Genomic DNA, 12,536 nt, shown 5'->3' with positions numbered 1-12,536 from the left:
CACCATGACGTATGGCGGAATTACGCCATGCCCGATCACAGCTCGGACAACTCTCCCCAAACGGCAGTCACTTGCGTAAGGCTGAGCGGTCATCCGGCCCCGCATTCCGGAACTTCCCGGACTCGGGGCCGTATCGACCCTCCTCCCGACTTCACGCACAGGGATGCCGATGCCCAGATCCAGTTCCAGCGCCAGACGTGCGCCCCGCCTCGCGATAGCCGTCGGCCTGACCGCCGCGCTCTGCGCGACCGGGGCCGCCCCGATGGCCTTCGCGGCGGACGACGGCGGCCCCGCCGACAGCGCTGCCGCCCCCAAGTCCGCGGGCGACAAGCTCGGTTCGGCCGACGCCGATCTGCTCGCCGACGCCAAGGCGGACGGCGAGAAGACCGTCACGATGATGGTCGCCACCGCACCCGGCGCCACCGAGCAGGTCGCGGGCCGGCTCGACGCCGTCAGGGGCGGCTCGGTGGGCCGCGCCGACGACAAGCTCGGCTACGTCCGCGCGACCGTGCCGACGGGCAAGGCCGACGCCGCGATCAAGTCGGCGTCGAAGCTGTCGTCCGTGCACGGCATCGACCTGCGCCACGAGATCGAGCTGGACGACCCGACGCCCGCCGCCGACCGGGCCAAGGGCGCGAAGCCCGGGGCGAAGGGCACGTACCCGGGCCCGGACAAGAACACCCCGGCGAAGAACCCGTACAACCCGTCCGCCGAGACGGGCGCCGTCGACTTCGTGAAGAAGCACCCGAAGGCGGACGGCCGCGGCATCACCATCGGCATCCTGGACTCCGGCGTCGACCTCGGCCACCCGGCGCTGCAGAAGACCACCACCGGCGAGCGCAAGATCACCGACTGGGTGACCGCGACCGACCCGATCGTGGACGCGGACGGCACCTGGCGGCGTATGACCAACCCGGTCAAGGGCCCCGTCTTCACCTGGGACAGCGAGACGTGGAAGGCCCCGGCGGGCTCCTTCCAGGTCAACCGCTTCCGTGAGTCGGCCACCACCGGCGGTGACGCCAAGGGCGACATCAACCGCGACGGCGACACCACCGACAGCTGGGGCGTGCTCTACGACCCGGCCGCGGGCACGGTCCGTATCGACCTGAACGACAACAACGACTTCACCGACGACGAGGTGCTCAAGCCGTACAAGGACGACCACCAGGTCTCCTACTTCGGCAAGGACGACCCGGCGACCGACGTCGTCGAGCGCGTCCCCTTCGTCGTCGAGATCCGCAAGGACGTCCCGACCGACCCGTACGGCGGCGACTGGGTCGGCAAGAAGGCCGACTTCGTCAACATCGGCGTCATCGAGTCCGAGCACGGCACGCACGTCGCGGGCATCACCGCGGCCAACGGCCTGTTCGGCGGCAAGATGAACGGCGCCGCCCCCGGCGCCAAGCTGGTCTCGTCGCGCGCCTGCACCTGGACCGGCGGCTGCACCAACGTCGCGCTCACCGAGGGCATGATCGACCTCGTCACCCAGCGCGGCGTCGACATCGTGAACATGTCGATCGGCGGCCTCCCGGCCCTGAACGACGGCAACAACGCGCGCGCCGAGCTCTACACGCGGCTCATCGACACCTACGGCGTCCAGCTGGTGATCTCCGCGGGCAACAGCGGCCCCGGCGCGAACACCATCGGCGACCCCGCCCTCTCGGACAAGGTCATCTCGGTCGGCGCCGCCATCTCCAAGGAGACCTGGGCCGCCAACTACGGCTCCCAGGTGGAGCGTTCGTACGCGATGATGCCGTTCTCCTCGCGCGGCCCGCGTGAGGACGGCGGCTTCGCGCCGATCATCTCGGCGCCCGGCTCGGCCATCAACACCACGCAGACCTGGCTGCCGGGCTCCCCGGTCGCCGAGGCCGGCTACAAGCTGCCCGCCGGCTACTCGATGCTGCAGGGTACGTCGATGGCGTCCCCGCAGGCCGCGGGCGCCTCGGCGCTGCTGCTCTCCGCCGCGAAGCGGGAGAAGATCGACCTCACCCCGGCGAAGCTGCGCACCGCGCTGACCTCGACCGCGGAGCGCATCCGCGGCGAGCAGGCGTACGCGCAGGGCACCGGCCTGATCGACGTGGTCGACGCCTGGGACGCCATCGAGGACGACGCGAAGGCGCACACGTACACGGTGAAGGCCCTGGTCGACACCGCCCTGGAGCAGGAGCTGAAGAAGCCCGGCACCGGCATCTACGACCGTGAGGGCGGCCTGAAGGCCGGCCAGAAGCGGACGTACGACGTGACGATCACGCGCACCTCGGGCCCGGACCGCGGCATCCGCCACGAGCTGGACCTGGAGAACAACCACGAGGGCACGTTCAAGCTGCTCGGCAAGGACAGTGCCGGCACCGTGACGCTGCCGCTGAACAAGCCGGTCACCGTCAAGGTCCAGGCGAAGGCCAAGTCCGCCGGGCTGCACAGCGCGATCCTCACCGTCGACGACGAGCGCACCGAGGGCGTCGACCAGCAGATCATGTCGACGGTCGTCGTCTCCGCGCCGCTCGCCAAGCCGTCGTACACCTTCTCGGCGTCCGACTCGACGCAGCGCAACACCCCGAAGTCGTACTTCGTGACGGTCCCCAAGGGCGCCAAGTCCCTGGAGGTCTCCCTCGGCGGTCTGAAGGACAAGAGCCAGACCCGCTTCATCGCGATCCACCCCTACGGCGTCCCGGTCGACTCGACGTCGTCGATCGTCTGCTACCCGAACTACGAGAACCCCGCCAACACCTGCCGCCCGGACCTTCGTTCGTACGCGGAGCCGCAGGCCGGTGTCTGGGAGATCGAGGTCGAGTCGCGCCGCACGTCGCCGCTGCTCGACAACCCGTACAAGCTGAACGTCGCCGCGCTCGGCGTCGCCTTCGACCCGGCCACCCAGGCGCTCCCCGAGGCCAAGGTCGGCACCCCGGCGCCCGTCTCCTGGAAGGCCACGAACAACTTCGCGGCCGTCGACGGCAAGCTGAAGGGCGGCTCGCTCGGCTCGTCCAAGTCGGCGCGGCCCGGCATCAAGCAGGGCGAGACGCAGACCACCGAGGTCGTCGTGCCCGAGGGCGCCGAGCGGCTCGACGTGGCCATCGGCTCGACCTCGGACGTCGCCGCCGACCTGGACCTTGCCGTCAAGAAGGACGGCGCGGTCGTGGGTTCCTCCGCGGAGGGCGACTCGGAGGAGTCGGTCAGCCTGAAGAAGCCGGCCGCGGGCACGTACACGATCGAGGTGACGGGCTACTCGGTGCCGTCCGGTTCGACCGCGTACGACTACCGTGACGTCTTCTTCTCGGGCGCGCTCGGCCAGGTCACCGTCGACGAGTCGAAGGCCGTGAAGCTGGCCAACGGCGCCTCGGCGCAGATCGACGCGAAGGTCGAGGCGAAGACCCCGGCCGCCGGGGGCCGTGAGCTGTTCGGCGAGGTGTCCCTGCTGAACGCGGGCGGCACGGTCGCGGGCAGCGGCAGCGTGAAGGTCGAGAAGGTCACGCCGTAACGGATGTCCTCAAGCGCCGGACGGGCTCGGCCGAGCCCGTCCGGCGCTTTCTTCTTCACCGCTTCTTCTTCACCGATCACACCGGATCTTCTTCGAGCCCGGCAGGGCCTTGTCGATCATGGTGCGGAGGTGGGTGCGGTCCTTGCCCGTGGCCCAGTTGTCCGGCTCCGCCTCGCCCCGGGGGATCGTGATCAGGACGCGGTCGCCCGTCCTCAGGCGTGGGTCCACGTCGTGGTCCATGGGGAAGACGACCGTGTCGTCACCGGTCAGCGGCTTGATGTACCGGCTCACGTCGAGCGTGATCCGGTCCCGCCCTGCGCCCGGCACCGCGTCGACCGCCGTGACCGTGCCCTCCACGATCAGGCGCGAGCAGGCGACGAAGCCCTCGGGGGTGAGGTCCGCGTCCGCGGAGCCGTCGCCGCCCCGCGCCTCGGACGCGGCCCCCTTCGACGCGTCCTCGTCGTCCATCGCGCCCTGCCCGGCGTCCACCGCCAGATAGGCGAGCCCGCCGACCACGACCGCGGCCAGCGTGGCGGCGGCCGTGCCGAGCGCGACGGTGAAGCGGTGCCTGGCCGCCGAGCGCGGGGCCCTGATCGGCACGGCCTCCTCCCGCGGCGCGGGTCCTGCCGCCAGCGCGTCGCCCGCGGCGCCGAGCCGCTCCCTCAGCAGCGTGACGTCCGCCACGGCCGCGGCGTGGGCCGCGGCGAAGTCGGGGTCGCGCAGCGCCTCCTCCGGGAGCGGCTCGTCCGTGATCGCCGACATCAGCGCGTCGAAGTCCCTGTCCTGTCCGGGCACGTCACACCACCTCCCCTTCGTGCAGCCGCGCCCGCAGGAGCCGTACCGCCGTGTGCAGTCTGCTCTTGACCGTGCCCTCCGGTATGCCCAGCTCGTCCGCGATCGCCCGCACCGGCAGATCCGCGTAGAACCGCAGGACCACGACCTGCCGCTGGGCGTCCGGCAGCTCCCCGAGGCCCTGGGCGACGGCGAGCGAGGTCGCCCGCGCCTCCGCCCCGTCCTCGTCCGTCGCCTCGCGCCACAGCACCGCGAGCCGCTCCCCGAGCCGCTCCTGCCTGCGCCGGGCCCGGTGCCAGTCCATGGCGAGGTTGGAGGCGACGACGGCGGCCCAGGCGGACACGTCACGCGGGGCCTCGCGCCCGTCGGCCGCCCGCTCCAGGAGCTTCAGCCTGACCTGCTGCACCCCGTCCGGCAGATCGGCGTGCGGCACACCGCCGAGCGCGAGCACGGCCCTGACCCGGTCCTCCTGGGCCGCGTCCAGCGGGTCCGCTCCCCCGGCCCCCGTCTGCGCGCGGCGCGCTTTTCTGCGCAGCAACGTGCCCCTCCCCTCCCCGCGTTTCCCCTACGACGCCGGGGGCGCCCGAAACGTTCGGACGAATGTGGCGTCCCGCACCTCGGACAATGGATTGGACAACGCGGCCCTGGACAGACGCATCATGGAGCAACCGCAGGCCGAGGTCACCAGGCCGCACGCACATACGGAGGAAGTCCCTGTGAAGGTCGGAATCGTCGGAGCCACCGGTCAGGTCGGCACGGTCATGCGCAAGATCCTCGCCGAGCGCAAGTTCCCGCTCGACGAGCTGCGCCTGTTCGCCTCGGCCCGCAGCGCCGGTTCGGTCCTGGACGGCGTGACGGTCGAGGACGCCTCCACGGCCGACTACTCGGGCCTGGACATCGTCCTCTTCTCGGCCGGTGGCGCCACCTCCAAGGCCCTCGCCGAGAAGGTCGCCTCGCAGGGCGCCGTCGTGATCGACAACTCCTCGGCCTGGCGCCGTGACCCCGAGGTCCCCCTCGTCGTGTCCGAGGTGAACCCGCACGCGATCAAGAACCGCCCCAAGGGGATCATCGCCAACCCGAACTGCACGACGATGGCCGCGATGCCGGTCCTCAAGCCGCTGCACGCCGAGGCGGGCCTCGAAGCGCTGGTCGTCGCCACCTACCAGGCGGTCTCCGGCTCCGGCCTCGCCGGTGTGGACGAGCTCTTCGAGCAGGTCAAGAAGGTCGGCGAGGACGCCCCGAAGCTCACGCACGGTGGCTCGTCCGCCGAGTTCCCGGCCCCGAACAAGTACGTCGCCCCGATCGCGTACAACGTCCTGCCGATGGCGGGCTCGGTCGTGGACGACGGCCTGAACGAGACGGACGAGGAGCAGAAGCTCCGCCACGAGTCCCGCAAGATCCTGGAGATCCCCGAGTTGAAGGTCTCCGGCACGTGCGTGCGCGTCCCGGTCTTCACCGGTCACTCCCTCCAGGTCAACGCCCGCTTCGCGCGGCCGCTGAGCCCCGAGCGCGCCACCGAGATCCTCTCCTCGGCCGAGGGCGTCGTCGTCACCGAGGTGCCCACGCCGCTGGTCGCCGCGGGCAAGGACGACTCGTTCGTGGGCCGCATCCGCAAGGACGAGACGGTCGACAACGGCCTGGCGTTCTTCATCTCCGACGACAACCTCCGCAAGGGCGCGGCGCTGAACGCCGTGCAGATCGCGGAGCTGGTGGCGGCCGAGCTCAAGGGCTGACGCCTGCTGGTACGACTTCTCGTGCGCCTGCTCGTACGACGCCGGGGGCGGTCACTCTTCGCGGGTGGCCGCCCCCTTCGCGCACGCCACCGCCACCAGTGCGAGGGCGGCGAGGGCGCCGCCGAGCCACAGCACGCCGCCCGCCCCGCTGCTGTCCGCCACCCGGCCGCCGAGGAAGGCGCCGAGCGCGATGGCCACGTTGAACACGCCCGCGAAGAGCGCCGACGCCGTCTCGCGGGCGTGCGGGGCCGCGGCCATCACCCAGTTCTGGGCGGAGACCGACACGCCTCCGTAGGAAAGACCCCAGGCCACGAGCAGCGCCACGGACGCGGCGAGCGAGCCGCCCGCGGGCACCATCAGGAGCATCACGGCCGCGAGCCCCGCGCAGATGGCAAGGAGTGACCTGCGCGGGTCGCGGGCCGCGACGGCGCCGCCCACGAAGTTGCCGACGATGCCGGCCGTTCCGTAGGCGAGGAGAAGCCCGCTGATCAGGCCCGCGCCGATGCCGGGCACGCGCTCCAGGACGGGGCGGACATAGGTGTACGCGGCGAAGTGGCCGGTCACCAGGAGCGTGACGGCGAACAGCCCGGCCCGCAGCCTGCCGATACGCAGCAGGCCCGCGAACGCGCCGATCCTGATCCCCTCGCTCGCGGGCAGCTTCGGCAGGACCGCGGCAAGCAGCCCCGCGACGGCGAGGGCGAGCACGGCGAGGGCCGCGAACCCCCAGCGCCAGCCCGCCAGTTCCCCCAGGAGCGTGCCTGCGGGCACGCCGACCACGGACGCCACCGCTATGCCGCTGAAGATCACCGCGGTGGCCCGGCCCGCGGACTCCTCGCGGACCAGGCGGACGCCGAGCCCGGCCGCTATGGCCCATACGCCGCCTATGCAGACGCCGACCAGGACGCGGGCGCCGAGCAGGACACCGAAGGCGGGGGCGAGCGCGGAGGCGACGTTGGCGGCGGCGAGCAGTGCCATGAGCACGCACAGGACGGTGCGCCGGTCCGCCCGGCGCACCGCCACGGGCAGCAGCAGGGCGGCGAGGGCCGCGACGACGCCGGGCAGGGTGACGGTGAGGCCCGCGGTGCCGTCGGAGACGCGCAGGCCCGAGCCCATGGAGGTGAGGAGTCCGACGGGAAGCATCTCGGTGGTGACGACGGAGAAGGTGGCCGCGGCCACCGCGACGACGGCGAGGCGGCCGCGCGGCCGCGCCGGTGCGGCCTGGAGCGTGGGGAGTTGTGTGCTCTGAGACATGGCATCCACCCTCCGGGGGTGTCCGGCCGGGAACAACGCCGAAGATCTCATCCTTGTATGAGCCGGACTCATCGATCACGGGAGAAAGACGCGCGCCATGGACGGACCGGGGAACGGACTGGAGATCCGGGAGCTGGAGTGCTTCCTGGTGCTCGCCGAAGAGCTGCACTTCGGGCGGGCCGGCGAGCGGCTGTACGTCTCGCAGAGCCGCGTCAGCCAGCTGCTCGCCGCCCTGGAACGTCGGATCGGCGCGCGCCTGGTGGAGCGTACGAGCCGCAGGGTCCGGCTGACCACACTCGGGGAGCACTTTCTGGCCGAACTACGCCCCTCCTACGCGGAGTTGGCGTCGGTCGTCGAGCGGGCGAGGGCGGCCGCGCGGGGCGTCGACGGCACCTTGCGGATCGGTTTCCAGGGGACCGCGGACGCCCGACTGATGCGGGCCATCGAGGCCTTCCAGGAGCGCCACCCGGCCTGCCTCACCGAAATCGTGGAGATCCCCTTCGCCGACCCGTTCGGGGCGGTGCGGTGCGGTGACGTGGACGCGGGCATCGTGCTGCTGCCGGTCCAGGAGCCGGATCTCGTCCTCGGCCCCGTCTTCTCCCGCCAGCGGCAGAACGTCGCCGTCTCCGTGCGGCACCCCTTGGCCGCACGCGAGGTGCTCACCCCGGCCGACCTGGAGCACACCCCGCTCATCTCGGCGGGCCCACCGGCCCCCGCCTATTGGCGCAAGGCCCACGCCCCCTCACCCGCACGGGCCCCGGAGGTCCGCACGCTCCAGGAGGGCCTGACCCTCGTCGCGGCGGACCGGGGCGCGATGCTCCTGTGCCAGCCGACGGCCTCGTACCACGGCCGCGAGGACGTCGTGTACGTCCCGGTCGACGGCGTCCCCGACTCGGTGCTCGGCATGGTCTGGCACCGCGACGCGGAGACGGAACGGGTGCGGGCGTTCGCGCGGGCGGTCGCCGCGGCGGAGTGAGGCGCCCCGCCCCTACACCACCCCCCAGGACCCGCGCCCGTTCAGCTCCGCCACGTCCACACCCGTCGTCCTGCGGTAGGCCTCGTCCAGGGAGGCGAGTTCGGCCGGGGTCAGGACGTCCTCCACGTGGACGAAGCCGTCGGGGGCGCGTTCGGCGACCGTCTGGAGGATGCGGTCCGCCGGCATGTGGCGGTTGGCTAGCACGATCGCGTTGACCGGCTCCCTGCGCACCTCCTCGTACGCCCGCAGGCCCGCCTCCCGGTCCGGTGCGGTGTGGGCGAGGCAGCGGGCCAGGACGCGGGCGTCGAGGATCGCCTGGGAGCCGCCGTTGGAGCCCACCGGGTACATCGGGTGCGCCGCGTCGCCGAGCAGGGTGACCGGGCCGCGGCCCCAGCGGGGCAGCGGGTCCCTGTCGACCATGGGGTACTCCAGGATGTTCCGGGTGGCCGCGAACATGGCGGGGACGTCCAGGTCGCCGATGCGCCAGCCCGCGTAGTGCGGCAGGACGTCGGAGAGCCGCCCCGAGCGGTTCCAGTCGGCGGGCCCCGCCATCCCGTGGTGGTGCGTCAGCGGGAACCGCACCTCCGCCACCCAGTTGAGCAGCGCGCGCCCGCGGTCCTGGGCCCGCCGCGAGATGGGGTAGACGACGAGCTTCGCGGTGGCGTTGCTGCCCGCCACCGCGACCGTGCGCCCGCCGAGCACCGGCTGCCAGTCGACGGTGCCGCGCCACATCCGGATGCCGTTCCACAGCGGCGGCCCCTCGCCCTGGTGCAGCATGGCCCGCACCGCCGAGTGCAGCCCGTCCGCCCCGACCAGGGCCCGCACCCGCACCGCGTACTCCCTGGCGCGCCCCATGTCCCGCAGGATCACGCGCAGCGCGGAGCCCTCGCGCTCGGCCAGCCGCACGAAGGCGGTGCCGGTGCGCACCGCGTGGTCGCCGAGCCGGTCGCGCACCGCGTCGAGCAGCAGCAGCTGCAGGGCGCCGCGGTGGATGGAGTACTGCGGCCAGTGGTAGCCGAGGGCGAGGCCGCGCGGCTCGGCCCAGATGCGGTTGCCGTGCCGGTCGAAATGGACCATCTCCTCGGGGGCCACGGCGGTCGCCGCGAGCTCGTCGCCGAGGCCCAGCTCCGTCAACTCCCGCACCGCGTGCGGCAGAAGGTTGATCCCCACGCCGACGGGGCGCAGCTCGTCGGTGGCGTCCACCACGCGGCAGTCGATGCCCGCCGCGTGCAGACTGAGCGCCGTGGTCAGCCCGCCGATGCCCGCGCCCGCCACCAGTACGTCGATCATGACCGCCGCGCGGTCGGGCCGGTCGGGCCCAACCCCTCGATTCCCGGCATCTCCCGTATCCCCCTGTGCTCCCCGACCGTCCTTGTGGCCGTGGTCGGCGGCCTGCCCGGAGCGGTGCGAACGCGCGGAGCGTAGCCCCGTGACAGCGGGAGAACAATGGGCCGGGCGGCCATCCGGGGCCGCATGGAAGGATGGCCGGAAACACCACAAGTCGCACCCGAGGAGATGACCGCGTGCCCGGCACCAATCTGACCCGCGAAGAGGCGCAGCAGCGTGCGAAGCTGCTCACCGTTGACTCGTACGAGATCGATCTCGACCTCTCCGGCGCGCAGGAGGGCGGCACCTACCGCTCCGTGACGACGGTGCGTTTCGACGCCGCCGAGGCGAATGCCGAGACCTTCATCGACCTGGTGGCCCCCGCGGTCCACGAGGTCGTCCTGAACGGCCACGCCCTGGAGATCGGCGCGGTGTTCCGCGACTCGCGCATCGCACTCAGGCACCTCGCGGCCGGCCGCAACGAACTGAAGGTCGTCGCCGACTGCGAGTACACCAACACCGGTGAGGGCCTGCACCGCTTCGTCGACCCCGTCGACCAGCAGGCCTACCTGTACACGCAGTTCGAGGTGCCGGATGCCCGCCGCGTCTTCGCCTCCTTCGAACAGCCGGATCTGAAGGCCACGTTCCAGTTCACCGTGAAGGCGCCGAGCGGCTGGACGGTGATCTCCAACTCGCCGACGCCCGAACCGAAGGATGACGTCTGGCACTTCGAGCCGACGCAGCGCATGTCGACGTACGTCACGGCCCTGATCGTCGGCCCGTACCACGCGGTCCACTCGACGTACGAAGGTCCCGACGGCCAGTCCGTGCCGCTCGGCATCTACTGCCGCCCCTCGCTCGCCGAGTTCCTCGACTCGGACGCGATCTTCGAGGTCACCCGGCAGGGCTTCGACTGGTTCCAGGAGAAGTTCGACTACAACTACCCCTTCCCGAAGTACGACCAGCTCTTCGTGCCGGAGTTCAACGCGGGCGCGATGGAGAACGCGGGCGCGGTGACCATCCGCGACCAGTACGTGTTCCGCTCGAAGGTGACCGACGCCGCGTACGAGGTGCGGGCCGCCACGATCCTGCACGAGCTGGCCCACATGTGGTTCGGCGACCTGGTCACCATGGAGTGGTGGAACGACCTGTGGCTGAACGAGTCGTTCGCCACGTACGCCGAGGCGGCCTGCCAGGCGTACGCGCCGGGCTCGAAGTGGCCGCACTCGTGGACGACGTTCGCCAACTCCATGAAGACGTGGGCCTACCGCCAGGACCAGCTTCCCTCCACGCACCCGATCATGGCGGACATCCGTGACCTGGACGACGTCCTGGTCAACTTCGACGGCATCACGTACGCGAAGGGCGCGAGCGTCCTGAAGCAGCTCGTCGCCTACGTCGGCGAGGACGAGTTCTTCCGGGGCGTGCAGGCGTACTTCAAGCGGCACGCGTTCGGCAACACGCGCCTGTCGGACCTGCTCGGCGCCCTTGAGGAGACCAGCGGCAGGGACCTGAAGACCTGGTCGAAGAAGTGGCTGGAGACGGCGGGCATCAACGTCCTGCGCCCGGTCGTGGACGTCGACACGCAGGGCGTCATCACGTCCTTCGCGGTCAAGCAGGAGGCGCCCGCGCTGCCCGAGGGCGCCAAGGGCGAGCCGACGCTGCGGCCGCACCGCATCGCCATCGGTCTCTACGACCTGGACGACGCGTCCGGCAAGCTGGTCCGCACGGACCGCGTGGAGCTGGACGTGGACGGCGAACTGACCGCGGTGGACGCCCTGGTGGGCAAGCACCGCCCGGCGGTCATCCTGCTCAACGACGACGACCTCTCGTACGCGAAGGTCCGCCTGGACAGCGAGTCGCTCGCCTTCGTCACGGACCACATCGGCGACTTCGAGGCGTCGCTGCCGCGGGCGCTGTGCTGGGCGTCGGCGTGGGACATGACGCGTGACGCGGAGCTCCCGACGCGCGACTACCTGAACCTCGTCCTGTCCGGCATCGCCAAGGAGTCGGACATCGGCGTCGTGCAGTCGCTGCACCGCCAGGTGAAGCTGGCCCTCGACCTGTACGCGGCTCCGGCGCGCCGGGATGCGGCGCTGACCCGCTGGACGGAGGCGACCCAGGAGCACCTGCGGGCCGCGGAGCCGGGCAGCGACCACCAGCTGGCGTGGGCCCGCGCCTTCGCGGCGACGGCCCGCACGGACGCCGAACTGTCCCTCCTGGAAGCCCTGTTGGACGGCTCGGAGTCGGTGGAGGGCCTCGCGGTCGACACGGAGCTGCGCTGGGCGTTCGTGGTGCGGCTCGCGGCGACGGGGCGGCTCGACGAGGCGGGCATCGCGGCCGAGCTGGAGCGCGACAAGACGGCGGCGGGCGAGCGGTACGCGGCGTCCGCGCGGGCGGCGCTGCCGACGGAGGAGGCGAAGGCCGCGGCGTGGTCCTCGGTCGTCGAGTCGGACACCCTCCCGAACGCGATCCAGGAGGCGGTGATCGGTGGCTTCGTCCAGACCGACCAGCGTGAACTGCTCGCGCCCTACACGGAGAAGTTCTTCGCGGCGATCAAGGGGGCGTGGGACTCCCGCTCGCACGAGATGGCGCAGCAGATCGCGACCGGCCTGTACCCCTCGCTGCAGATCTCCCAGGCGACGCTGGACGCGACGGACGCGTGGATCGCTTCGGCCTCGCCGAACGCGGCGCTGCGGCGTCTGATCACGGAGTCGCGGTCGGGCGTGGAGCGGGCGCTCAAGGCTCGCGCCGCCGACGCGTAGCCCTCGGGCCGGGCGGGGGAACGGTACTTGGCCTCCGCCCGGGCTGACTCCCTTACGGCCACGGCCCCGCGCCCTTACCGGGTGCGGGGCCGTGGGCTTTTGGGAGCGGGGCCGTGGCCTCTTCGGGTGCGGGGCCGTGGGCTTTTGGGAGCGGGGCCGTGGCCTCTTCGGGTGCGGGGCCGTGGGCTTTTGGGAGCGGGGCCGTGGCCTCTTCGGGT

Annotated in this window: 8 protein-coding genes; 4 read left to right on the top strand and 4 right to left on the bottom strand. The window is 71.9% G+C overall.

Translation table 11 applies throughout. The features are described 5' to 3' along the window. Positions 1 to 169 precede the first annotated feature (169 nt). Positions 170 to 3,475: a S8 family serine peptidase gene (locus tag AB0B50_RS33325; RefSeq protein ID WP_362339551.1), complete on the top strand. Its 3,306-nt coding sequence runs from the start codon at positions 170 to 172 to the stop codon at positions 3,473 to 3,475. Positions 3,476 to 3,544: 69 nt separating this feature from the next. On the opposite strand, the gene AB0B50_RS33320 is transcribed toward AB0B50_RS33325, so the two are convergent. Together AB0B50_RS33320 and AB0B50_RS33315 are read right to left on the bottom strand one after the other, a co-directional pair. Continuing rightward, positions 3,545 to 4,270 carry a hypothetical protein gene (locus AB0B50_RS33320; RefSeq protein WP_362339550.1) on the bottom strand — a complete coding sequence of 242 codons (726 nt, stop codon included), beginning with the start codon at positions 4,268 to 4,270 and terminating at the stop codon, positions 3,545 to 3,547. 1 nt (position 4,271) lies between these two features. Next, a complete protein-coding gene (locus tag AB0B50_RS33315) occupies positions 4,272 to 4,805 on the bottom strand; it encodes a sigma-70 family RNA polymerase sigma factor (protein WP_362339549.1) in 534 nt (177 codons plus the stop codon). A gap of 178 nt (positions 4,806 to 4,983) precedes the next feature. On the opposite strand from AB0B50_RS33315, the gene AB0B50_RS33310 reads away from it, so the two are divergent. Beyond that, positions 4,984 to 6,000 (top strand): aspartate-semialdehyde dehydrogenase, encoded by a 1,017-nt coding sequence (locus AB0B50_RS33310; RefSeq protein WP_362339730.1) that lies wholly within the window; start codon positions 4,984 to 4,986, stop codon positions 5,998 to 6,000. Positions 6,001 to 6,051: 51 nt separating this feature from the next. Here the strand turns inward: AB0B50_RS33310 and AB0B50_RS33305 are convergent, their stop codons facing one another. Then, positions 6,052 to 7,251 carry an MFS transporter gene (locus tag AB0B50_RS33305; RefSeq protein ID WP_362339548.1) on the bottom strand — a complete coding sequence of 400 codons (1,200 nt, stop codon included), beginning with the start codon at positions 7,249 to 7,251 and terminating at the stop codon, positions 6,052 to 6,054. A gap of 97 nt (positions 7,252 to 7,348) precedes the next feature. On the opposite strand from AB0B50_RS33305, the gene AB0B50_RS33300 reads away from it, so the two are divergent. Continuing rightward, positions 7,349 to 8,227: a LysR family transcriptional regulator gene (locus AB0B50_RS33300; RefSeq protein WP_362339547.1), complete on the top strand. Its 879-nt coding sequence runs from the start codon at positions 7,349 to 7,351 to the stop codon at positions 8,225 to 8,227. 12 nt (positions 8,228 to 8,239) lie between these two features. Here AB0B50_RS33300 and AB0B50_RS33295 read toward each other — a convergent pair whose 3' ends face one another. Then, positions 8,240 to 9,517 carry a flavin-dependent oxidoreductase gene (locus AB0B50_RS33295; RefSeq protein WP_362339546.1) on the bottom strand — a complete coding sequence of 426 codons (1,278 nt, stop codon included), beginning with the start codon at positions 9,515 to 9,517 and terminating at the stop codon, positions 8,240 to 8,242. Between the two features lie 233 nt (positions 9,518 to 9,750). Here AB0B50_RS33295 and pepN point away from each other — a divergent pair, with 233 nt between their 5' ends. Next, positions 9,751 to 12,318 carry an aminopeptidase N gene (pepN, locus tag AB0B50_RS33290; protein ID WP_362339545.1) on the top strand — a complete coding sequence of 856 codons (2,568 nt, stop codon included), beginning with the start codon at positions 9,751 to 9,753 and terminating at the stop codon, positions 12,316 to 12,318. The last annotated feature ends 218 nt before the right edge of the window (positions 12,319 to 12,536 follow it).

The sequence above is a fragment of the Streptomyces sp. NPDC041068 genome, from assembly GCF_040647455.1.
In the GTDB taxonomy this organism is placed as follows: Bacteria; Actinomycetota; Actinomycetes; order Streptomycetales; family Streptomycetaceae; genus Streptomyces.
The sequence above is the reverse complement of the archived record's forward strand: the minus strand, read 5'-3'. Positions and strand labels throughout refer to the sequence as shown.